Origin of the sequence: Amycolatopsis sp. NPDC006125 (genome assembly GCF_040614195.1) — a bacterium.
GTDB classification, from domain to species: domain Bacteria; phylum Actinomycetota; class Actinomycetes; order Mycobacteriales; family Pseudonocardiaceae; genus Amycolatopsis_E; species Amycolatopsis_E tucumanensis.
In genome coordinates this window covers 1-21231 of record NZ_JBEXTZ010000016.1, presented here as the reverse complement: position 1 = coordinate 21231, position 21231 = coordinate 1, and the positions used below count along the sequence as shown (strand labels likewise).

22 protein-coding genes are annotated in these 21231 nt (G+C 72.3%); 7 read left to right on the top strand and 15 right to left on the bottom strand.

Features of this window, described 5'->3' with window-relative positions; translation table 11 throughout:
• Positions 1-14 precede the first annotated feature (14 nt).
• Positions 15-653: an MBL fold metallo-hydrolase gene (locus tag ABZ193_RS10750; RefSeq protein WP_020421391.1), complete on the top strand. Its 639-nt coding sequence runs from the start codon at positions 15-17 to the stop codon at positions 651-653.
• Here ABZ193_RS10750 and ABZ193_RS10745 read toward each other — a convergent pair.
• Complete coding sequence (locus ABZ193_RS10745) at positions 572-1318, bottom strand: DUF2334 domain-containing protein (RefSeq protein WP_020421390.1); 747 nt, start codon at positions 1316-1318, stop codon at positions 572-574. The genes ABZ193_RS10750 and ABZ193_RS10745 overlap by 82 nt on opposite strands.
• Before the next feature lie 96 nt (positions 1319-1414).
• On the opposite strand from ABZ193_RS10745, the gene ABZ193_RS10740 reads away from it, so the two are divergent.
• Positions 1415-2332 carry an SDR family oxidoreductase gene (locus ABZ193_RS10740; RefSeq protein WP_179772858.1) on the top strand — a complete coding sequence of 306 codons (918 nt, stop codon included), beginning with the start codon at positions 1415-1417 and terminating at the stop codon, positions 2330-2332.
• Here ABZ193_RS10740 and ABZ193_RS10735 read toward each other — a convergent pair.
• The 5 genes from ABZ193_RS10735 to ABZ193_RS10715 form a co-directional block, all read right to left on the bottom strand.
• Positions 2323-3288: a YafY family protein gene (locus ABZ193_RS10735; protein WP_354709672.1), complete on the bottom strand. Its 966-nt coding sequence runs from the start codon at positions 3286-3288 to the stop codon at positions 2323-2325. The two genes, ABZ193_RS10740 and ABZ193_RS10735, sit on opposite strands and share 10 nt — an antisense overlap.
• 581 nt (positions 3289-3869) lie before the next feature.
• Positions 3870-5294, bottom strand: a complete 1425-nt coding sequence (gene purB, locus ABZ193_RS10730; protein ID WP_020421386.1) for an adenylosuccinate lyase — start codon at positions 5292-5294, stop codon at positions 3870-3872.
• Entirely contained in the window at positions 5291-5881 is a 591-nt protein-coding gene (locus ABZ193_RS10725) for a TetR family transcriptional regulator (protein WP_237338888.1), read from the bottom strand. The genes purB and ABZ193_RS10725 overlap by 4 nt, the downstream gene beginning before the upstream one ends.
• 18 nt (positions 5882-5899) lie before the next feature.
• A complete protein-coding gene (locus tag ABZ193_RS10720) occupies positions 5900-6586 on the bottom strand; it encodes a hypothetical protein (RefSeq protein WP_237338889.1) in 687 nt (228 codons plus the stop codon).
• The gene (locus ABZ193_RS10715) at positions 6579-7088 is read right to left on the bottom strand and encodes a SigE family RNA polymerase sigma factor (RefSeq protein WP_020421383.1); all 510 of its coding nucleotides are present in this window, start codon (positions 7086-7088) and stop codon (positions 6579-6581) included. Before ABZ193_RS10715 ends, ABZ193_RS10720 begins: the two co-directional genes overlap by 8 nt.
• Positions 7089-7214: 126 nt before the next feature.
• On the opposite strand from ABZ193_RS10715, the gene ABZ193_RS10710 reads away from it, so the two are divergent.
• Together ABZ193_RS10710 and ABZ193_RS10705 are read left to right on the top strand one after the other, a co-directional pair.
• Positions 7215-8228, top strand: a complete 1014-nt coding sequence (locus ABZ193_RS10710) for a GntG family PLP-dependent aldolase (protein WP_123687169.1) — start codon at positions 7215-7217, stop codon at positions 8226-8228.
• Positions 8225-8803: an HAD family phosphatase gene (locus ABZ193_RS10705; protein ID WP_354709671.1), complete on the top strand. Its 579-nt coding sequence runs from the start codon at positions 8225-8227 to the stop codon at positions 8801-8803. The genes ABZ193_RS10710 and ABZ193_RS10705 overlap by 4 nt, the downstream gene beginning before the upstream one ends.
• Here ABZ193_RS10705 and ABZ193_RS10700 read toward each other — a convergent pair.
• The 9 genes from ABZ193_RS10700 to purD form a co-directional block, all read right to left on the bottom strand.
• On the bottom strand, positions 8800-8985 hold the full coding sequence (locus ABZ193_RS10700) for a hypothetical protein (protein ID WP_017985728.1): 186 nt from the start codon (positions 8983-8985) through the stop codon (positions 8800-8802). The two genes, ABZ193_RS10705 and ABZ193_RS10700, sit on opposite strands and share 4 nt — an antisense overlap.
• A gap of 96 nt (positions 8986-9081) precedes the next feature.
• Positions 9082-10269, bottom strand: coding sequence for a pyridoxal phosphate-dependent aminotransferase (locus ABZ193_RS10695; protein ID WP_354709669.1), 1188 nt, complete (start codon positions 10267-10269; stop codon positions 9082-9084).
• Positions 10270-10696: 427 nt separating this feature from the next.
• Positions 10697-11827, bottom strand: a complete 1131-nt coding sequence (locus ABZ193_RS10690) for a transglycosylase SLT domain-containing protein (RefSeq protein ID WP_354709668.1) — start codon at positions 11825-11827, stop codon at positions 10697-10699.
• Between the two features lies 1 nt (position 11828).
• Positions 11829-12173 (bottom strand): hypothetical protein, encoded by a 345-nt coding sequence (locus ABZ193_RS10685; RefSeq protein WP_235716251.1) that lies wholly within the window; start codon positions 12171-12173, stop codon positions 11829-11831.
• A 67-nt stretch (positions 12174-12240) separates the two neighbouring features.
• Positions 12241-12972, bottom strand: coding sequence for an ESX secretion-associated protein EspG (locus ABZ193_RS10680; RefSeq protein WP_354709667.1), 732 nt, complete (start codon positions 12970-12972; stop codon positions 12241-12243).
• Complete coding sequence (locus ABZ193_RS10675) at positions 12969-14588, bottom strand: PPE domain-containing protein (RefSeq protein ID WP_354709666.1); 1620 nt, start codon at positions 14586-14588, stop codon at positions 12969-12971. Before ABZ193_RS10675 ends, ABZ193_RS10680 begins: the two co-directional genes overlap by 4 nt.
• Positions 14589-14596: 8 nt before the next feature.
• Positions 14597-15178 (bottom strand): DUF3558 domain-containing protein, encoded by a 582-nt coding sequence (locus tag ABZ193_RS10670; protein ID WP_354709665.1) that lies wholly within the window; start codon positions 15176-15178, stop codon positions 14597-14599.
• Positions 15162-15572: a type VII secretion target gene (locus tag ABZ193_RS10665; protein ID WP_354709664.1), complete on the bottom strand. Its 411-nt coding sequence runs from the start codon at positions 15570-15572 to the stop codon at positions 15162-15164. Before ABZ193_RS10665 ends, ABZ193_RS10670 begins: the two co-directional genes overlap by 17 nt.
• A gap of 64 nt (positions 15573-15636) precedes the next feature.
• Complete coding sequence (gene purD / locus ABZ193_RS10660; RefSeq protein WP_354709662.1) at positions 15637-16920, bottom strand: phosphoribosylamine--glycine ligase; 1284 nt, start codon at positions 16918-16920, stop codon at positions 15637-15639.
• A 140-nt stretch (positions 16921-17060) separates the two neighbouring features.
• On the opposite strand from purD, the gene ABZ193_RS10655 reads away from it, so the two are divergent.
• The 3 genes from ABZ193_RS10655 to ABZ193_RS10645 form a co-directional block, all read left to right on the top strand.
• Positions 17061-18155, top strand: a complete 1095-nt coding sequence (locus ABZ193_RS10655; protein ID WP_354709661.1) for a glycerophosphodiester phosphodiesterase — start codon at positions 17061-17063, stop codon at positions 18153-18155.
• Between the two features lie 200 nt (positions 18156-18355).
• On the top strand, positions 18356-19888 hold the full coding sequence (locus ABZ193_RS10650) for a DHA2 family efflux MFS transporter permease subunit (protein ID WP_354709660.1): 1533 nt from the start codon (positions 18356-18358) through the stop codon (positions 19886-19888).
• Positions 19889-20832: 944 nt separating this feature from the next.
• On the top strand, positions 20833-21231 hold a 399-nt coding region (locus ABZ193_RS10645), incomplete at its 3' end, for a cation:proton antiporter (protein ID WP_354709659.1).

Here is a 21231-nt window from a genome sequence, read left to right as displayed (position 1 = left end):
CGGAGGAGCACCTGATGCGAATCGTCCATTTCGGACACGCCTGTGTCCTGCTGGAGACGGAAAACGCGCGGATCCTGCTCGACCCCGGCGCGTTCTCGGAGGGCTTCGAGGGCGAGCGCGAGCTGGACGCGGTCCTGATCACCCACCAGCACTTCGACCACATCGACAGCGAACGGCTGCCGGTGCTGCTCGAAGCCAACCCGGACGCGAAGCTGGTCGTCGACCCGGGCTCGGCGGAGACCGTGCAGAAGCTGGGCCTGGAGTTCCAGGTCGTCAACCCGGGCGACGCTTTTGAGGCGGGCGGCGCCGCGGTGAACGTGGTCGGCGGGCAGCACGCCGTGATCCACTCCGACATCCCGGTCATCCCGAACGTCGGCTACATCGTCGACCACGGCGCCTTCTACCACCCCGGCGACTCGTTCTTCGTGCCCGAGCAGAAGATCGACGTGCTCGGCCTGCCGACCGGCGCGCCGTGGCTCAAGGCCGGCGAGGCCGTCGACTACCTGCGGGCGGTCGCGCCGCGCGTCGCCGTGCCGATCCACGAGGCGGTGCTCGCGAACCCGGCGATGCACTACGGCTTGTTCACCAACCTCGCCCCGGAGGGCACCGAGGTGCGCGCACCGACGCGCGGCGAGGACGTCAAGCTCCCGTAGGTCGTGCCGAAGGCCCGGTTCTCCAGCGCGACGTCGACCGCGTCGAGGAAGGCGTGCCGGAGACCGGGCCGGGCGAGGTCGGCCGCGTCGATCCCCAGGCGCACGAGACCACCACGTCGTGCGGCCCGCGCCGAGGCGAGCACGAGCGCGAACGCGCGCACGGTCTCGGTGCGGTGGTTGTGCGCCGCGAACGACTGGACCCGCGAGCGGTGCACGGTGCGGGTGCGCAGGTCGTGCACGGCGGCGAGGTCGGCGCACAGCGCGAAGTGCTCGCCCGCCGCGGCGAGCGTGCCGGGCGAGGCGAGCCACCGCGGCGGCGCGAACCCGTCCGCGCCGAGGCCGAGCTTCTCCAGCGCGGCCTTCGCGGCGATCATCCGCAGCCGGGCCTCGTGCGCGGGCAGGCCGGCGAACTCGGCCTTGCGGTGCAGGCTGACCGCCCGGTGGCTGGGCGGGATGCGGTGGTCGTAGCCGTGCAGCAGGAGACCGTCGCCGCGGCTGGTGCGCTCGCGGACCCAGGCGGTGACGGCCTGCGACCCCTCGGTGCGCGGCGCGAAGAGGAGGGACAGGGGGACGTTTCGGCGGTCCAGCTCGGCCGCGAGTTCGGCGCAGCGGTGCAGCGTCCGCGGACCGATGCCGGACAGCGAGACCAGCAGACGGGCGTCCATGTCACCCACCGCACCAGATCGTCATGACGAACCCCTTACCCGCGGGTGACGGCAACCATGACGGGATCTGACAGGGTTCACCGACACGGTGGACGTATGAGCAACGAACTGAGTGGGAAGGTCGCCCTCGTCGCCGGTGGCACGCGCGGGGCGAGCCGGGCGATCGCGATCGAGCTGGGGCGCCGGGGCGCGTTCGTGTACGTCACCGGGCGGACCTCCGGTGAGCACCGCTCCGAGGTGGGCAGGCCGGAGACGATCGAGGGCACGCTGGAGCGGATCACCGACGCGGGCGGCAAGGGCGCGGCGATCCGCGTCGACCACCTCGACCCGGAGCAGGTGCGGGCGCTGGCCGAGCGGGTCGACCGCGAGCAGGGGCGGCTGGACATCCTGGTCGACGGCATCTGGGGCGGCGACGAGTACATCGGGTGGGGCCAGGCGGTGTGGGACCTGCCGCTGGAGCACGCGCTGCGGTCGATCCGGCTGGGCATCGACGCGCACATCATCACCAGCCACTTCCTGCTGCCGCTGGTGATCCGCAACCAGGGCGGGCTGGTGGTGGAGATGACCGACGGGACTGAGGAGTACAACTCGCGGTTCCGGGAGGGCACGTCGATCGGGTTCTACGTGGCGAAGGCGGCGTCGCACAGCATTGTCAAGGCGGAAGCGCACGACCTGGCCCCGCACGGCGCGACGGCGGTGGCGATGACGCCGGGCTGGCTGCGGTCGGAGGCGATGCTGGAGCACTACGGCGTGACCGAGGAGAACTGGCGGGACGCGCTCGCGAAGGAGCCGCACTTCTGCATTTCCGAGTCGCCGGTGTTCGTGGGCAGGGCGGTCGCGTCGCTGGCGGCGGACCCCGAGCGGCACCGGTTCCACGGGCAGACGCTGAACAGCGGGCAGCTGGCGAAGATCTACGAGTTCGACGACGTGGACGGCAGCAGGCCGGACGGCTGGCGGTACGTCATGGAGGTCCAGGACGCGGGCAAGCCCGCGGACCCGACCGGCTACCGGTGACGGTCGGCCATCCGCCGTGCGGCGTCGGCGAACGCGGCGCGCACGGCGGGTGGCTCGACGACCTCGACGTCGGGGCCGAGGCCGAGCAGCATGCTCGCCGCGATGGCCGGTTCTTCCAGGTCGATGGTGACCTCGACCCAGCCCTCGGGGTCCGGTGGCCCGGCCGCGTCGAGGGCGGCGATGGCCAGGTCGGGGTCGAGGACCTGCGGGAGTTGTTGCACGCCCCAGCGGGACAGGCGCAGGCGGACGGGGTGGCGTTGCAGGGAGCGCTCGAACTGGGTGGAGGAGCGCTGCCACCAGCCGGCGAGGTCGAAGTCCGCGGGCCGCTCGAAGCGCTCGTCGGTGAGCTCGACCGCGGTGACCTTGCTGACGCGGTAGGTGCGGATGCTGTGCTCGATGCGGGCGACGAGGTACCAGACGCCGGCCTTGAGGACGAGGCCGAGCGGTTCGAGGAGGCGTTCGACGGTGTGGTCGCCGCGCCGGTAGGTGATCGCGGCGCGGCGCTGCTCCCACACGGACTGGGCGATGGTCGCGAGGTGCTCGGCGTCCTCTTCGGACTTGAACCAGCCGGGCGCGTCGAGGTGGAACCGCTGGGCGAGGTGCTGGGCCTGCTCGCGCAGCGGGGCGGGGAGGGTGGCGCTGACCTTGGCGTGGGCGGCGGAGACGGCGGTGCCGAGACCCAGCTCGGCCAGCGCGCGGGGCACGCCCATCGCGAAGATGGCGACGGCTTCGCGGGAGGTGAGCCCGTCCAGCCGGGTGCGCCACCCCTCCACGAGCCGAACGCCGCCGTACCGCCCGGTCTCCGTCCACAGTGGAACCCCGGCGGCCTGCAGGGCGGCGATGTCGCGGTGCATGGTGCGCTCCGAAACGCCGAGCGCGTCGGCCAGCTCGGGGACGGTCGCGCTGCGCCTGCTCTGCAGGGTGAAGAGCAGGGCCACCAGACGTTCCGCGCGCATGCCCTCGATGATGCCGGAGATGCCGGCGTGGGGTGGGCCGTGGTGGCGGCGGGCGGCACCTGGGTGGGCTGGGGGTGCTTGGGGTGCGCCGATGAATGGACCATTCATCGGGGCGTGAGTGGGCATCTCGCGAGTGCATGAAGGGGCATGTCGTGGAGTCGCGTGTGCACCTCGGCACCGTGTGAGCTGCCCATTTGCGCCGATGTGAACGGGCCGTTCATCGAGGCCGGCGTCGTTGGCCCTCTCGCGCAGCGACGACAGGTGCCTCTCGCGCGAGGATGAATGGACCGTTCACGCCATCCCATCCGACCGACCGCCACCGCCGCGAGAGATGCCCGCCCGCAGGCACGAACGGGCCTTTCATCGACACGAACGGTCCTTCATCGAGCAGCAACGTCACCGCAACCGCTCGCCCAACGGGGCGAGGCCGCGTCACCGCCAACCAGCGCCACCTTCCAGCGCCCGCCCAGCGTCACCAACCGGCGCCCGCGAGCCGGCGCGACGCGCCGCCCGCTTCGCGGGCAACCGCGCGGCCCCGCGAGCCACCGCCCAGCTTCCCGGGGCCACCGCCGAACCAGCGGTCAGAGGATCGGCTGCGGCACGTACTTCGCGGCCTCCGGGAACCGCGCCAGTACGTCCTCCACCCGCGCCACCACGGCGGCCACCTGCGCGGGCGCCACGCCGGTGAACGAGATCCGGTCGGCGAGCAACTGCTCCAGCCCGGCGCGGTCCAGCGGCAGCCGCGAATCGGCGGCGAGCCGGTCCAGCAAGTCGTTGTCGGCGCCCTTCTCGCGCATCGCCAGCGCCACCCCGACCGCGTGCTCCTTGATCGCCTCGTGCGCGGTCTCCCGGCCCACCCCGGCCCGCACCGACGCCATCAGCACCTTCGTCGTCGCCAGGAACGGGAGGTACCGCTCCAGCTCGCGGGCCACCACGGCCGGGAACGCGCCGAACTCGTCGAGCACCGTGAGGAACGTCTCCAGCAGCCCGTCCAGCGCGAAGAACGCGTCCGGCAACGCGACCCGGCGCACCACCGAATCCGACACGTCCCCCTCGTTCCACTGGTCGCCCGCCAGCTCGCCGATCATCGACAGGTAGCCGCGCAGCACGACCGCCAGGCCGTTGACCCGCTCGCACGACCGCGTGTTCATCTTGTGCGGCATCGCCGACGAGCCGACCTGCCCCGGCTTGAACCCCTCGGTCACCAGCTCGTGCCCGGCCATCAACCGAATCGTCTTCGCCAGGCTCGACGGCGCCGCCGCCAGCTGCACCAGCGCGGACAGCACGTCGAAGTCCAGCGACCGCGGATACACCTGCCCCACGCTGGTGAACGTCCGCGCGAACCCCAGGTGCGCGGCGATCCGGTTCTCCAGCTCGGCCAGCGTCTCCGCCGAACCCAGCAGGTCCAGCATGTCCTGCGCCGTCCCCACCGGACCCTTGATCCCCCGCAGCGGGTACCGCCCGATCAGGTCGTCCAGCCGGTCGAACGCCACCAGCAGCTCGTCCGCCGCCGTCGCGAAGCGCTTGCCCAGCGTCGTCGCCTGCGCGGCCACGTTGTGCGACCGGCCGGCCATCACCAGCTCCGCGTGCTCGGCGGCCAGCGCCGCCAGCCGGGCCAGCACCGCGGCCACCCGCGAGCGCATCAGCTCCAGCGACCGCCGGACCTGCAGCTGCTCGACGTTCTCCGTCAGGTCCCGCGACGTCATGCCCTTGTGCACGTGCTCGTGCCCGGCCAGCGCGTTGAACTCCTCGATCCGCGCCTTCACGTCATGCCGGGTGACGCGCTCCCGCTCCGCGATGCTGCCCAGGTCGACCTGGTCCAGCACCCGCTCGTAGTCCTCGACGACCCCGTCCGGCACCTCGACGCCCAGGTCGCGCTGGGCGCGCAGCACCGCGATCCACAGCTCGCGCTCGAGCTTCACCTTGTTCTCCGGCGACCACAGCGAGACCAGCTCGGGAGAGGCGTATCGGCCGGCGAGGACGTTCGGGATCTGCGGTTTCGTCACGACCCAAGCTTAGATAGCGCGCGAGCGAGCCTCGCCCGCGCCACCGCCCGCGGATCCGGGTCCACCTCGATCAAGGCGTTGACCACGGCGCCGTCGACGAGCGCGATCAGCTCCTCCAGCCGGTCCCGCTCGATCACCAGCCCGGACCGGGCGAAGATCTCCGTCAGCAGCTCCCGCAGCTCCGCGCCGAGCGCCCGCATCAACGGCCGCAGGTAGGGCCGCCGCCCGGTCGCCACCAGCCGCTCGTACCGCAGCAGCACCGCCTCGTAGCCGGGGTCCTCGCCGAGCAGCTGGTCCAGCACCAGTTCCACGACGCTGTCGATGCGGCGGTGCTCGGTCGGCAGCTCGTCCAGCTGCGCGTGTCCCTTCGCCAGCTCGGCGCGGCCGTGGTGCTCGGCGGCGGCGCTGATGAGGTCGTCGAGCGAGTCGAAGTAGTACGTCGTCGACGCCAGCGGCAGCCCGGCCCGCTCGGCGACCGCGCGGTGCCGGATCGCGTCGAAACCGCCTTCGACCAGCAGCTCGGCCGCGGCCTCGACGAGGGCCGCCCGCCTGCGCTCACCCTTCGGCGTGCTCGCTCCGGACGTCATGGCCGCCCATCTAACCAGCTAGAACCTCTGCGCGAGCGCGGTGGCGATCTTCGGGACGTCGTCCGCCAGCGGCGCCGCGCTGCCCGGGGCGGGCACGCTCAGCACGATCACCGTCCCGCCGCCCGCGGTCAGCCGCTGGTCGACGACGGCGCCGTCGGCGAGCTTCGCGAGCTGGACGCTGGCCCCCGGCGGCAGCACGGTCGCCGACACCGAACCGGTGCGGCCGTTCTCCGCGACGCCGTACCTCGCCGAGCGGGAACCCGGCGTGCACACGTCGCCCGCGTCCGGCCCGGTGATCCCGGTGGCCGGGAGCTCGCCAGCGAGGGCGGTGGCGAGCTCCCGGTCCACCTTGTCGCACCCGGAGGTGCTGTCGGCCCGCGGGCCGTTCTCCCCGGCGCCCTCTCCTCCCTGCATGGCGGAGGGACCGGAAAGCTGGGGCACGGCGGACGGGAGACGCTCCGGCGCGTTCGCCGGTTGCTCCTGCCCCTGGACTTGAGTCGATTGGGTGGTCCGGGACTGGACGAATCCGGCGATTCCGGCGCCGAACAGGGCGAAGACCACGCAGAGTGACGCCACCGCGAGCGTCGTGCGCCGCCGCGCCGTGACCCGCGCCGAGGCCGTCCGCACGTCCCGCACGTCGAACCCGGCCGGAGGCGGCTCACCGGGCGCGGACCGGAACAACTCCGTCAGCTCGTGCTCATCCACCGGCTTCCACCTCCTCGCCCAGCGCGTCGCGCAGGTTCGCCAGTCCCCGCGCGGTCTGGCTCTTCACGTTCCCCTCGCTGCAGCCGAGGACCTTCGCCACGCCGGCCACGTCCAGCCCCTCGAAGTACCGCAGGACCAGCACGGCCCGCTGCTTCGGCGGCACCGCGCGCAGCCCGGCCAGCAGGTCCGCGCGCGTGGCGACCTGGTCGTCCAGCCGGGTGCCCGCGGGCTCGGGCTCGGGCAGCTGCTCCACGTGCCGCTCCCTCCGCCAGGGCCGTCTCGACTCGTCGATCGACGCCCGGACCAGCGTCTTCCGCACGTAGGCGTCGGTCGCGGCGCGATCCCGGATGCGGTTCCACTTCCGGTGCAGCGCCACGAACGCCGTCTGCGCGAGATCGTCCGCGCGGTGCCAGTCGCCGCAGAGCAGGTACGCGGTCCGGCGCACGGAGTCGCGTTTGGCCGCGAAGTACTCCGCGAAGTCCCGCTCGTCACCCTCGTCCACGCGCTAAGGCTCTCCGCTCCGACGTCTCGGCGTAAAGACGGAACTGCGCCGACGGTGGGTTGCACCTTCTTGAAGATCATCTGAACGGTGTGATGTGATCTGACTGTGACCTCAGCAGCCACCCAGTTGATCGACTTCCGCTCTGACACCGTCACCCGTCCGGATGAGCAGATGCGCAGAGCGATGGCGTCCGCTGAGGTCGGCGACAACGTCATCGACGTCGACCCCACGGTCCGCGAGCTCGAGGAGCGCGCGGCCGCGGTCCTCGGCATGCCGGCGGCGCTGTGGACGCCCAGCGGCACGATGGCCAACCTCATCGCCCTGTCCGTCCACCTCAAGCGCGGCGACCGGTTCCTCGCCCCGAACAACGCGCACGTCCTGAACAACGAGCTGGGCTCCGCGGCCTGGCTCGCCGGTGGCATGCCCGAAGCGCTGCCGCACGACGGCGGCCCCGGCCGTCCCAAGCCGGAGACGGTCGCGGCGGCCATCGGCACCCGCAGCGGGCCGTACTACGCGCTGCGCACCACCCTGCTGTGCCTGGAGAACACCCACAACGCGGCGGGTGGCGCGGTCATCCCGCCGCACGAGCACGCCCAGCTGCTGTCCACCGCGCGGCAGGCCGGGCTGCAGGTCCACCTCGACGGCGCCCGCGTCTGGCACGCGGCCGTCGCGCTCGGCCTGCCGCCCGCCGCGCTGACCGTGGGCGTGGACAGCGTGTCCGCGTGCTTCAGCAAGGGGCTGGGCGCGCCGGCCGGGTCGGTCGTCGCGGGCAGCCGGGAGTTCGTGGAGCGGGCGCGCCGGATGCGGCAGATGCTCGGCGGCGGCATGCGGCAGATCGGGGTGCTCGCCGCGGCCTGCCTGGTCGCGCTGGACCGGGTCCCGGACCTCGCCGCGGAGCACGAGAAGGCCCGGCGGCTGGCCGACGGGCTGCGTGAGCTGGGCTGGCAGGCCGACACCCCGGAGACCAACATCGTGCTCGCGCCGGTCGCCGACATCGCGGTGACGCTGGAGTCGCTGCAGGCCCAGGGTGTGCTGGCGCTGCCGATGGCGGGCAAGGTGCGGTTCGTGCTGCACCGGGACGTCTCCCCGGCCGACGTGGACGAGGCGCTGCGCCGCATCAAGGCCGGTGGTCACCCGTGACCGGCTGGGTGGTGTTCGACTACGGCGAGGTGATCTGCGGCCGGACGACCGCGCTGCCGGACCTCGCGGCCACGCTGGGGGTGTCGCCGGCGGAGTTCGAGCCGCACTACTGGCGGCTGCGGGACGCCTACGACCGCGGCAGCTCCGACCTGGAGTACTGGGGCGGGGTCGGCGAGGCGCTCGGCGTGCCCGTCGACGAGTCCACATCGGACCGGCTGACCGAGATCGACATCCGCGGCTGGTCGGACGTGCGGGAGTCGTCGCTGGAACTGCTGGCCGGGCTGAGCGAGGCCGGGGTGCCGCTGGCGCTGCTGTCCAACGCGCCGTCCTCGTTCGCCCGGTTCGCCGAGCGGCAGGACTGGATGCGGCACTTCCGCGTCCGGGTGTTCTCCGGCGACGTGGGTGTGGCCAAGCCGGACGCGGAGATCTTCGAACTGCTCGTCGCCCGCCTTGGCGTGCCGGCGGGCGACTGCGTCTTCTTCGACGACCGCCAGTCCAATGTGGATGGAGCGCGGGCGGCAGGGCTGCGCGCGCACGTGTGGGACGGGGCCGACGCGGCGCGCGCTCTGCTCTAGGGGCGGATCTGCTTGCGCTCCTTGTTGTTCTTGATCGCGTTGTAGGCAGCGGCACCGAGGAAGCCGACGCCGCCGATCACGGCGATCCACAGGATCGCCTTGAAGACGAACCCGATCACCGAGCCGATCACCATGAACGCGAGCCAGGCGACGAGCAGCGCACCGACGATCTTCCAGAACATGGCATTCCCCTCCGGTTGTGCCACGCGGGCTCGTTCGGCCCGCTACGTGCAGCCTGGCACGGTTTCGTGCCGGGACGCCCGCGTTCTGGTCAACGTTCAGGGAAAACTGGGGGTTCCCCCGGAGAGCCACCGGCCAAGGCGCGCGACCCCCTCGGTGACGTCGGACTCGGAGCCGGCGAACGAGAACCGGACGAACTTCCCGCCGTCCACGGGGTCGAAGTCGATGCCCGGGGTGATCGCGACGCCGGTGTCGGCGAGCAGCCGCTGGCACCAGCTCAGGCTGTCCGTGGTGTGCTCGGAGACGTCGACGTAGGCGTAGAACGCGCCGTCGACCGGGGCGACGCGGGTCAGCCCGATGCCCGCGAGGCCGTCCAGCAGCAGGTCGCGGTTGCGCCGGTAGTGCGCGACGTGCCCGTCCAGCTCGGCGTAGGAGTCGGGCTCGAACGCGGCGACGGCCGCGTGCTGGGCGAGGGCCGGTGCGCAGATGTTGAGGTTGCCGGTGAGCACGTCGACCGCGCGGTGCAGGCGCTTCGGGGCGAGCATCCAGCCCAGCCGCCATCCGGTCATGGCGAAGTACTTGGAGAACGAGCCGAGGACGATCGATTCGGTGGTGGACTGCCAGGCGCAGCCGAGTTCGGTGCCGTAGGAGATTCCGTGGTAGATCTCGTCGCTGATCAGCTGCACCCCGCGGGACGAACACCAGCCCGCGATGGCGGCGAGCTCGCCCGGCGGCAGCGCGGTCCCGGCCGGGTTGGTCGGGCTGGCCACGATGAGCCCGTCGAGCGGGCCGAGCTCGTCGAGCAGGTCGACGGTCGGCTGGAAGCGGGTGCTCTCGTCGGTGGCGAACTCGACGACCTCGCAGCCGAGGGCGGACAGCAGGTTGCGGTAGGCCGGGTAGCCGGGCCGGGCCATTGCGACGCGGGCGCCGGCGTCGAAGGCGGACAGGAACGACAACATGAAGCCGCCCGAGGACCCGGTGGTGACGATGACGTCCTCCGGGCTGACGGTCATCCCGTAGCGGCGGTCGTAGTGCCCGGCGATGGCTTCGCGCAGCTCGGGGATGCCGAGCTGGACGGTGTACCCGAGGTTCTGGTCCCGTAGGGCGCGCGCGGCCGCCTCCAGGACCGGCTTGGGCGCGCCCGCGCTGGGCTGCCCCGCGGCGAGACTGACGACGTCCCCATGGGTCCGCTGCCGGGCGGCGGCTGCGGAGAGCACCTCCATGACGTGAAAGGGCGCGACGTCCGCCCGCTTGGCCGGACCGGGGAACGAGGCTGAGGCGACCATGGGTTTCAGGGTAAGTCGGGCATCGTGGAAGCGGATCTCGTGGTGGCCCACCGCGCGCCAACCGCCGCCCGGCAACGCAACAGCACCGACCAACCGCAAGCCGGCAACGCAAAGCAGGCGACTACCCCAACCAGACCTTTCGGCGCCGTGAAGCGCATTTTCCGCGCGAAGGCGCGGCTTTAAAGATCAAAAGAGTCCTCGCCGGACGGGCAGGCTCCGGGATGACAGAAAAGCACTCCACCTCACCTTGAGTGGGTGGCTGGGTGGTCATCCCGTCGCCTTCCGTTTTGTGCATATCACCTTGAGCCAGGACCGCAAGGTTGGCATGTTCGGCCGCCGGAAAGCACGCAGGTTGCGGCCCTGGCTCAAGGTGATCGTCCAGTGTCAGGCGACGGGATGACCACCCAGCATGGGTTTTGTTCGCGGGCTAGTAGCCCTGGTAGCCGCCGCCTGCGGCCATTGCCTTCAGGCCTGGGTGCCCCTCAAAGCCGCCGTACCGGCTGAACGTGTACCGCACTCCGGCGATGATGTTGTCGACCGGGTTGTAGATGTCGTCGTGGCCGGGTAGTTTGTGCGCGTTGAACGTCGAGTCGATGCACTGCATCAACCCCTTGGACGGGTGCCCCGCCGCGGCATTGCTGTCCCAGAGGTTTATTGCGTTGGGATTGCCGCTCGACTCCTTTTCGATGATCGTCCAGATCTTGTCGATGTCGGCTTCCGTGACCGGCACTCCGGCGGCCTGCAGGATGCGGATCGCCTCTTCGATCCACTGCCGCACGTTGCCAGGGGGCTGGCTGCTCGGCGGGCCGCCGCTCGGGCCCAGACCGCCGCCGCCACCACCCGAGCCGCCACCGCCGCCCGAGCCACCGCCACCGCCGCCGGAGCCGGAGCGCAGTCCGCCCGTGCTCTTCATCGTCTTCGGCTTGCCGCCCAGCGGGGGCACCGACGCGTACCCGCCCTGGACCTCCTTGCGCACCAGGCCCATCACCCGGTTGATCTGCTCGTTCGCGCTGCTCAACAACCCCTGGATCTGGTCCCGGGCGCCGGCCGCGATGCCGCTCGTCTTCTGCGCGTTCGCGGCCATGATTTCGGCCGACGTGGGCGAGGGCATCGTGGCGCCCGGTTTGCCCTCGCGCACCTCGCGCTCCATCGCCTCGGCCGCGTTCGCGTTCGTCACCGCGTCGCTGTTGGCCTTCTCGATGTCCGTCTGCGCCTGCTGCCTGATCGTGTCGATCCGGCCCTTGACGCCGGCCAGCGACGTCTGCAGACCGGACAGCTCCCGCGCGACCTCGTCGAGGTGGTCGTTGACCTTCTTGCCCGCGTCGCCGATCTGCTTGACGTAGGCGAAGAACGCGTCGGCCGCGGGGCCGGTCCACGTGCCGCCGCCCAGCGCCGCGGTCGCGTTCCGCAGCGCCACCGAGTGGTCCGTGGAGTCCTTCGACGCCTGCGTGAACTGGTCCGCGACGGCCTGGATCCCCGCCGGGTTCAGCTTCTCGACCTGCTGCGCGCGGGCCACCACGTCGTTCCATTCGGGCGGCATCCCCGGTGCGGCGACCATGTCAGACCTGCAGGCTTCCGTCCTTGACGGTCACGCTGTCGCGCGCCGCGTCGTCGGTCTCGCGCAACGCCCGCGCCGCGTCGCGCAGGGCGCTGCCGGTCGACCTCATCAGCTCGGCAGCCGCGTCGAACTGCTTGTGCACGCCGTCGCGCAACGACCCCAGCGCGTCCACCATGCCGTCCGACGGGTGCTCGCCCGGCTCCAGCTCGTCCGGGCGCTTGATGGCGCCGAACGGGTTCTCCCCGGTCACGCCCGTGACCTTGTCCTTGGCTTTCTTGAACTGCTCGTGGATGGCCTCGACCTGCCCGGCCACATGCTCCAGCGAATCCGGATCACTCTCAGGCACGTCGCTCACTGTAGGACGGTTGTCGCAGCCTGTACGCGGAATCCGCCAAGTTCCACCATCCGGTGGTTCACGCTTCGTCGAGCAGCTCCGCGACCCGGCTGACCAGCAGCTGGTTGTCCGCGGGCGCGACCGTCGCCCAGTCCTGCCCGCCCACCTGCAGCAGGTACCGGCCCGCGTCGGTGTCGTAGAACGCGACCACCCGGCCCGCGCGCCGCCCCTCCCGCTCGACGCCGAACTGCCCGCGCGTGGTCATCCCGACCAGCATCCCGGCCAGCTCCTGCGCCTCCCACAGCTCGACGCCCCGGTCCTCCAGTGCTGTGACCAGCGACTTCGGGTCGCCCTTCGCGTCCGCGTCGGCCGCCCGCAGCGTGCTGTGCGGCAGGCTCACCGAGTGCCCGACGCCGGCCGGCTGCTCACCGGCCACCGACACCGCCGACTCGGCCAGCGCGTTCGGCCGCGCCGGGATCAGCCACACCTCGCCCGAGTCCACCACCGCGAGCAGCGCCTGGCTGCCGTTGGACACCGCGAGGCCGTGGATCTCCCGGTCCGTCCACACCCACACGTCGATCGCGACCTGCGGGTTCGCCAGCAACGTCGCCATGTCGACGATCTCGCCGACGGCCCGCTGCCCGCGCGCGAGCCCGCGGTCGGCGAGCATCTCCCAGGCGCGGCCCGCGAGCTGCCGCCGCTCGGTGTGGGTGCGGCCCGGGCTCGGCACCCGCAGCGCCGGGTGGGCGCGGGGCAGCCGCAGGCTCTCCCACAGGACGTCGAACTCGAGCGTCGTCAGGACGAGGCTCATCGGTCGCCGATCGTGTCCGGTGAGACGTCCCGCCGGTCGGTGAACAGGTCGTTGTCGTCGACACCGAAGCGGCGGACGTGCCCGGCGTCCTCCTCGCCGTCCTGCGGCGCGGCGGGTTCCAGGATCGACCGGGTGGTCGCCGAGTCGGGGGTGTGGCCGCCGCGCCGGGCGAGGCGGGCTTCCTCCTCCTCGGGCAGGTCGTCGGAGGGGATCTGGTGGATGCGGTTGCCCGCGGTGTTCCGCCCGACGCGGCTCTGCCGTTCGCCCTCGCCCGCCAGCGCCCCGCTCGCCCCGGCCGCGCCGAGCGCGGGGGCGGCCTCGGCGAGCCCGCTGAGCCCGGAGGGCGTCCGCACGGCGGCGAACCCGGGGCCGACCGCGTTGGGGGAGGTGGTGGAGGGCGGCATCGCGCCCGCGGAACGGCCCCTGCCGAGCGCTTCTTCGGCAGGTGTTGCCGCGCTTCCGCCGCCCGCGCCGCTTCCGCCCGCCGCGCCCGCGCCGCTTCCGGTGCCTGCGCCGAGCCCGACACCCGGGCCGAGCCCGGTGCCGGGTGCGCCGGCCGCGGAGCGGCCACCGGCACCGTGGACCTGCCCGGCGCCCGGCTGCCCGGCGGAGCCGGGCCGGGCGCCTACGGCGGAACCACTGCTGGGAATCGCCCGGCCGCCGGTCGCGGCGCCGGACTGGCCACCAGTGTTCTTCGATTCAGGCGAAGCCGACGCCCGGCGTTCGCCGGCGAAGCCGGCTCCGCCGGGGGAACCAGAGCCGCCGGCAACCGATCCGGTGGGCGCGGGCGCAGCGGGGCGTCCAGCGGTCGTCCCACCACCGGCGCCCGCCGGGGTGACCCCGGCCACCGAAGCACCCGCAGCCGGAGCGGCCGGCACGCCCATCGGCGGTGTCGGGGTGTCCACCCGCGCCGGCGTCACGTCCTTCGTGCCCTGGGCCTGGGTCGGCGCGGTGTCCGGCAGCGACGGCACCGGCGCCGACGCCCCGCCGATCCCCGCCACCACACCGGTTCCCGGCGCGGACAGCAGCGAGACCGGCGCCGGTGCGTCCACAGTGGACGTCGAGCCGAGGTAGTTGCCGCTGTCGTGGGCGTAGGCGTTGAGCGCGTCCACCGCCTGGGCCTTGGCCTCCTCGGCGGTGCGCACGTCGGCCGCATGATCGGTCTCGAACCCGAACAGGCTGAACACCGTGTCGCCGAAGGTGTAGCCGCCGGCCTTGCGCAGGCCCTCCGGCGCGGGCAGCTTGTTCCTGGTCCGGGTGAAGGCCTCGGCCTGCTCGTACATCATCTGCGCGGCCTGCTCGACCTTCGCCGTGGCCTCACCGGAGAACCCGGCCTCTCGCGCGACCACCGACGACGCCTGCCCCGCGGCGCGGCTCTGCCACTCCACGCCGAGCGCCTTGAGCTGGGTCCGCAGCGCCTCTTCGGTGTCGGCGAGCGCGCCGGAGATCGACTTCAGCGCCTCGACGGCCCCGGTGATCCCCGACGGGCCCGCGCCGTCCCGGAACTTCTCCACTACCTGCGCGAGCTGCTCCGGCTGGTAGCCGTCGAACCGCTGGTCGCGCAGCTTCGCCACGAGCGTCGGGATGTCGTACTTGCTGCTGTCGAACGTGGCCACGCCACACCTCACTTCAGCGTTTCGAGCGTCTGGACGGCCAGCTTCGCGACGTTCGTCGCCATGTCGCACAGCTGCTGCTGGGTGAACGAGCGGTCGTCGGGCGCCATCTGCGCGCGCAGCGTCTGGCCCTGGGCGACGCCGACGAGCACCTCGCAGTCCTGAATCCCCTCGCTGGGCGCGTAGTTCACCAGCGCGGGGAACCCGGGCACCGCGACCGGCTGCTGGACCATGCTGGTCCGCCGGTGCGCGCCGGTGCGCCAGTCCTCGATGTCGGCGTCGCCGATGACCTCGAGGTAGTACGTGTACGTCGGTGGCCTGGCGTCGACGTCGAATGCGCAGGTCGGGCCGTCGCGCTGGGTGTCTTCGGGCAGCCTGCGTGGCGCGCCGTTCTCGCCGAGCTGGTCCAGCTGGGCGGACGTGAGCAGGGTGCACGGGTCGGCGTCCCGCAGCGGCAGCTCGCGTTGCCGGGCGGGCAGTTCGGGCGGCTGACTGCTCGGCCGCGTGGCGGGTCCGGCGACCCTGGACACGGTCGACGTGCAGCCGGTCACCACGAGCGCGGCCGCGACGACCGTCCTAGGCAGGGCCGGCACCGCGGTCCCCCAGCGCGATGACCTTCTCCTCCTCACCGGCCTGGTAGGCCTTCGCGGCCTGCCGGAGCTGCGCGGCGAGGTCACGCAGGTTGCGGACGTAGGCCTGCACCCGCGCCGCGTACGAGTCTTCGCCGCGGGCCACCAGCCGGTTCCACGCGTCGGTGGCGGTGGTGCTGATGACGTCCTCGGCCGGCGCGGTGATGTTGAGGTCGATCAGCTTCTGCCGGATGCGGTCGTCGAGCGCGTCGGCCTGCTCGTTGACGACCTGCGCGACCAGCAGCACCTTGTCCGGGTCGACCCGCAGGTCGTGGGGCACCGACGGCACGGTCGCGCCGAGGGCGCCGAGCGCGGGTGCGAGACCCTGGCCGGCGCCGCGCAGGTCGTCCTCTGCCACAACTCACTCCCCGGGTACGGACGGTAACCGACCAGTTCCGGTAGGAAGGCTACCAATCCCGGGATCAGCTCGGGCCGGAATTCGCCGAAGCACCCGGCACGGTGATCTCGCCGCGAGCGGCCTTGAGCCCGATGTCGGTGCGGTGATGCGAACCGGACAGGTGCACCTTCGCGACCCGCTCGTAGGCCTGGGCGCGGGCCGCGTCGAGGTCCTCGCCGACGCCGACCACGGACAGCACCCGGCCACCGTGGGAGACCACGGCGCCGTCGTCGCGGCGGCGGGTGCCCGCGTGCAGCACGCCCTCGGACTCGGCGCCGGTGATCACGTCGCCAGCGCGCGGCACACCCGGATAGCCGTCGGCGGCGATCACGACGGTGACCGCGGAGCCCGGGTGCCACTCCAGCGGCGGGTGCTCGGCGAGGGTGCCGGTCGCGGTCGCGTGCAGCAGCCCGGCCAGCGGGGTGGCCAGCAGCGCGAGCACGACCTGCGTCTCCGGGTCGCCGAACCGGCAGTTGAACTCGATGACCTGGGGGCCGTCGGAGGTGATCGCGAGGCCCGCGTAGAGCAGGCCGGAGAACTCGGCGCCGCGGGCGGCCATCTCGTCGACGACCGGCTGGACGATGTCGCGCACGATGTCGTCGACGAGGCCGGCGGGCGCCCACGGCAGCGGCGCGTACGCGCCCATGCCGCCGGTGTTGGGGCCGGTGTCGCCGTCGCCGACGCGCTTGAAGTCCTGCGCGGGCAGCAGCGGCACCACGGTGCGGCCGTCGACCAGGCAGAACAGCGACACCTCCGGCCCGTCGAGGAACGACTCGAGCAGCACCGGGTGGCCGCCGTCGAGCAGCTTCATGGCGTGCGCTCGCGCCGCGTCGCGGTCCGGGGTGACGACGACGCCCTTGCCGGCGGCCAGCCCGTCGTCCTTGACCACCCAGGTCGGGCCGAAGCGGGACAGCGCCTCGTCGAGCTTGGCCGGGTTGTCCACGATCTCGCTGCGCGCGGTCGGCACCTTCGCGGTGGCCATCACGTCCTTGGCGAACGCCTTCGAGCCCTCGATGCGGGCCGCGGCGGCGGACGGGCCGAAGACCGGGATGCCGGCCTTGCGGATGGCGTCGGCCGCGCCGGCGACCAGCGGCACCTCGGGGCCGATCACCACGAGGTCGGCCTGCCAGCGTTTCGCCAGCTCGGCGACCGCGGCCGGGTCGGCCACGTCGACGCCGAGCTGCTCGGCCAGCGCCGCGGTGCCGGCGTTGCCTGGCGCGCAGGCGAGCGCGGTGACGGCCGGGTCGTGGGACGCGGCGAGGAGCAGGGCATGTTCGCGGGCACCGGACCCGATGACTAGAACGCGCACAAGCCCTGAGCGTAGACGCTGACCTGCGCCACGCCCCGTTCACCCGCCCGCCAGCCCACCGTCCCCCGCCCGTGTGGCGGCCGTAGTCCGGGACGGTGAGAGTGGCGCGGAGATCCCTTTCGTCCCCACAGGAGGTTCCCGTGCGGAGAAGACTCGCCGCCCTGGCGTTGTCCGGCCTGTTCCTGGTCGGCGCCGCCGGCGTCACCAGCGCGAGCCAAGCCGCCCCGGCTGACAAGGAGCGTGCCGAACCAGTGGTCGTCGGACACCGGGGCGCGCCCGGCTACCGGCCGGAGCACACGCTGGCCTCCTACGAGCTGGCCTACCGCCAGGGCGCCGACTGGGTCGACGTCGACCTGGTGCCCACCAAGGACGGCCACCTCGTCGCCCGGCACGAGAACGAGATCGGCGGCACGACCGACGTCGCCGCCCACCCCGAGTTCGCCAACCGGAAGACCACCAAGGTCATCGACGGCGTCGCGCTGACCGGCTGGTTCACCGAGGACTTCACGCTCGCCGAGCTGAAGACCCTGCGCGCCACCGAGCGCATCCCGGACATCCGCCCGGACAACAAGATCTACAACGGCCGCTGGCAGATCGCGACCTACCAGGAGGTGCTGGACCTCACCAGGCGCCTCGGCCGCGAACTGCACCGCACGCTGGGCACCTACCCGGAGATCAAGCACTCCACCTACTTCGCCTCGATCGGCAACCCCACCGAGCCGAAGCTGGTCGGCCTCCTCAACCGCAACGGCCTGAACAAGCGCAACGCGCCGGTGATCATCCAGTCGTTCGAGGTGGCCAACCTCAAGGCGCTGAGCAGGCAGGTGAAGGTGCCGCTGGTGCAGCTCACCTCGGCCAGCGGCGCGCCGGCCGACTTCGTCGCGAGCGGCGACAAGCGCACCTACGCCGACCTGGTCACCCCGGCCGGGCTCAAGGAGATCTCCACCTACGCCGACTACCTCGGCCCGGAGAAGGCGCAGATCATCCCGCGGACCACGGCGGGCGCGCTCGGCACGCCGACCTCGCTGGTGAAGGACGCGCACGACGCGGGGCTGAAGGTCGTGCCCTACACCTTCCGCAACGAGAACAGCTTCCTGCCGGTCAACCTGCGCTCGTCGGCCGACCCGTCGGCGTGGGGCAACGCCTTCGCCGAGCTGGACGCGTTCCTCGCCACCGGCATCGACGGCCTGTTCGCCGACCAGCCGGACACCGCGCTGGTCGCCGTCGGGTCCTGAGTGGACGACGCGGGCACGGCCACGGGCCGTGCCCGCGTTTTCGCTTTCCGCTGAAGTGATCCCGACCACTCGAAAAGTCTTCGCGTCATAGCCTGTCGCCCGGCTAGTCTCAGAGTGGACTGAGGGGGATTTGCGCTTTTTCTTCGGGGTTTCCTCCTGCGGTCGGCCCTGCCCGCTCGTAGACCTGGACGGACCACTTCATGACCACTGCTTCGGAACCAAGACCCGCGGACGCCGACAAACTCGACAGCGCGGTGCTGAAGGTCGCTGCCGTCGTCGTGCTCGGCAGCGTGATGGCCATCCTCGACACCACCGTCGTCAACGTCGCGCTCCAGGCGCTGACGCTGGAGTTCGAGACCTCGTTCGACACGATCCAGTGGATCGCGACCGGGTACATGCTGGCGCTGGCCACGGTCATCCCGGTCACCGGCTGGGCGTGCGACCGGTTCGGCACCAAGCGCCTCTACATGCTGGCGATCACGTTCTTCCTGGTCGGCTCCGCGCTGGCCGGTGCGGCGTGGGACATCGAGTCGCTGATCGTGTTCCGGGTCCTGCAGGGCCTCGGCGGCGGCATGCTGATGCCGGCGGGCATGACGATCCTGACCAAGACCGCGGGCCCGCACCGCGTCGGCCGCGTGATGGCCGTGCTCGGCGTGCCGATGCTGCTCGGCCCGATCGGCGGCCCGATCCTGGGCGGCTGGCTGGTCGACTCGGTGAGCTGGCGGTGGATCTTCTACATCAACGTGCCGATCGGCATCGTCGCGATCCTGCTCGCGTGGCGGCTGCTGCCGAAGGACGAGCCGCGCCCGGCCGAGAAGTTCGACTTCGCCGGCATGGTGATGCTCTCGCCCGGTCTCGCGGCGCTGATCTACGGCGTGTCGAACATCCCGCACCACGGCGGCGTCGGCGCGACCAACGTGTGGCTGCCGGGGATCGTCGGGATCGTGCTGATCGTGGCGTTCATCGTGCGGGCGCTGAAGGTCGCCAACCCGCTGGTCGACCTGACCCTGTTCCGCAACCGCACGTTCAGCATCGCGATGGTGACCATGACCCTGTTCATGATCGCCTTCCTCGGGTCGATGCTGATCCTGCCGACCTACTTCGTGCTGGTGCGCGGCGAAAGCGCGCTGCAGGCCGGTCTGCTGCTGGCGCCGCAGGGCATCGGCGCGATGATCACCATGCCGATCGCGGGCAAGCTGGTCGACAAGATCGGCGCGGGCAAGGTCGTGCTGCCCGGGATCGTGCTGATCATCGCCAGCGTCGCGGTGTTCACGCAGGTGGGTGCGGACACGTCCTACCTGCTGCTGATGGGCGCGCTGTTCGTGATGGGGCTCGGCATGGGCATGAGCATGATGCCGATCAGCACCGCGGCGCTGCAGACGCTGACGCAGCGCACGGTGGCGCGGGCCTCGACGGCGATGAACATCGTGCAGCAGACCGCCGGTGCGGTGGGGTCGGCCATCGTGTCGATCATCCTGGCCAGCCTGCTCGCCGGGAAGTTCGGCGTGGCGACCAGCGAGGGCCAGCTCGCCGCGACGGCCGCGCTGATGAACCCGGCCACGCACGACGTCGCGGCGGTGGCCAGCGCGGACGCCTTCGCCTCGACGTTCACCTGGACGCTGGTGCTGGTGGCGCTGTGCCTGATCCCGGCGCTGTTCCTGCCGAAGAAGCCGGCGCTGCCGCCGGAGGAGGACGCCGCCGAGTGCGCCCCGCCCGCGGTGATGATGCACTGAGGTTGTTCTGAGGAAGGGCCCGGGCAGCGCTGGACTGCTGCCCGGGCCTTTTTCGTGGGCGCGGCCGCGGGTTGCGCACCCGGGTGAGCGGGTTGTGCGCCCGGGTTGGGTTTCGCGCCTGGGTGGGTGGGTTGCGCGCTCGGGCTGGCGAGTCCCGCACCGGGGGCGGCGAGTCGTGCACCCGGGCTGGTGAGTCGCGTACCGGGGCTGGCGGTTGTGCACTGGGGGCGGTGGTTTCGCGTGGGGCGGCGAGTCGTGCACCCCGGCTGGCGAGTCGCGCACCGGGGGCGGCGAGTTGTGCACCGGGGGCGGTGGTTTCGCGCGGGGCGGCGAGTCGTGCACCCGGTTTGGTGAGTCGCGTACCGGGGCCGCCGGTTCTGCACCGGGGCCGGCGGTTCCGCACGGGGCGGCGAGTCGTGCACCCGGGCTGGCGAGTCGCGTACCGGCGCCGCCGGTTCCGCACCGGGGCCGGTGGTTTCGCGTGGGGGCGCGTCGTGCACCTGGTTTGGTGAGTCGCGTACCGGGGGCGGTGGTTCTGCATCGGGGGCGGTGGTTTCGGGTGGGGCGGCGTGTCGTGCACCTGGTTTGGTGAGTCGCGTACCGGGGGCTGGCGGTTCCGCATCGGGGGCGGTGGTTTCGCGTGGGGCGGCGAGTCGTGCACCCGGGCTGGCGAGTCGCGCACCGGCGCCGGCGATTCCGCACCGGGGCCGGCGGCTCCGCACGGGGGCGGCGCGTCGTGCACCCGGGGTCGCGCGTTCCACGTTCGTGCCCGCGAGTTCCCCGCCCGGCCCGGCGATTCAGCGCTCACTCGCGCGAGTCCCGCGCTCGCGGCAGCGAGTTCCCGCTCACCCCGCGAGTTCCTCACCCTGGCGAGCCCTGCGCTCGCCGCCGCGGGGCTCGTCACTCACCGGGTGGAGCGCGGCTCGCTGGGTAAGCATCTACCCATGGAGCTCCTGACCTTGATGGGCGTGCTCGCCGGCGCGCTCGGTCTCACCGCGATCGCCCGGCGGTTCAACCTCTCGGCGCCCCTGCTGGTCGTCGTGGCGGCGCTGGCCGTGTCGTTCATCCCGGGCGTGCCGCGGGTGCAGATGGAGCCGGAGCTGATCCTCACCCTGGTCCTGCCGCCGCTGCTCTACTCCACCGCACGGGAGAGCTCGTTCGCCCAGTTCAAGGCCGCCGCCCGGCCGATCATCGGGCTCGGCGTGGTCCTCGTCGTCGTCACGGCGCTCGTCGTCGGGTTCGTCGTGCACCTGCTGCTGCCGGACCTGCCGCTCGCCTCGGCGTTCGTGCTGGGCGCGGTCGTCGCGCCGCCGGACGCCGTCACCGCCGCCGCGATCGGCCGC

Excerpts from the sequence above, each read along its gene's own strand:
- ABZ193_RS10740 (WP_179772858.1), top strand. The coding sequence starts at position 1,415 with ATGAGCAACGAACTGAGTGGGAAGGTCGCCCTCGTCGCCGGTGGCACG.
- ABZ193_RS10735 (WP_354709672.1), bottom strand. The coding sequence starts at position 3,288 with ATGCGCGCGGAACGTCTGGTGGCCCTGCTCTTCACCCTGCAGAGCAGG.
- ABZ193_RS10690 (WP_354709668.1), bottom strand. The coding sequence starts at position 11,827 with ATGGTCGCCGCACCGGGGATGCCGCCCGAATGGAACGACGTGGTGGCC.
- ABZ193_RS10750 (WP_020421391.1), top strand. The coding sequence starts at position 15 with ATGCGAATCGTCCATTTCGGACACGCCTGTGTCCTGCTGGAGACGGAA.
- ABZ193_RS10725 (WP_237338888.1), bottom strand. The coding sequence starts at position 5,881 with ATGACGTCCGGAGCGAGCACGCCGAAGGGTGAGCGCAGGCGGGCGGCC.
- ABZ193_RS10680 (WP_354709667.1), bottom strand. The coding sequence starts at position 12,972 with ATGAGCCTCGTCCTGACGACGCTCGAGTTCGACGTCCTGTGGGAGAGC.
- ABZ193_RS10700 (WP_017985728.1), bottom strand. The coding sequence starts at position 8,985 with ATGTTCTGGAAGATCGTCGGTGCGCTGCTCGTCGCCTGGCTCGCGTTC.
- ABZ193_RS10745 (WP_020421390.1), bottom strand. The coding sequence starts at position 1,318 with ATGGACGCCCGTCTGCTGGTCTCGCTGTCCGGCATCGGTCCGCGGACG.
- ABZ193_RS10695 (WP_354709669.1), bottom strand. The coding sequence starts at position 10,269 with ATGGTCGCCTCAGCCTCGTTCCCCGGTCCGGCCAAGCGGGCGGACGTC.
- ABZ193_RS10650 (WP_354709660.1), top strand. The coding sequence starts at position 18,356 with ATGACCACTGCTTCGGAACCAAGACCCGCGGACGCCGACAAACTCGAC.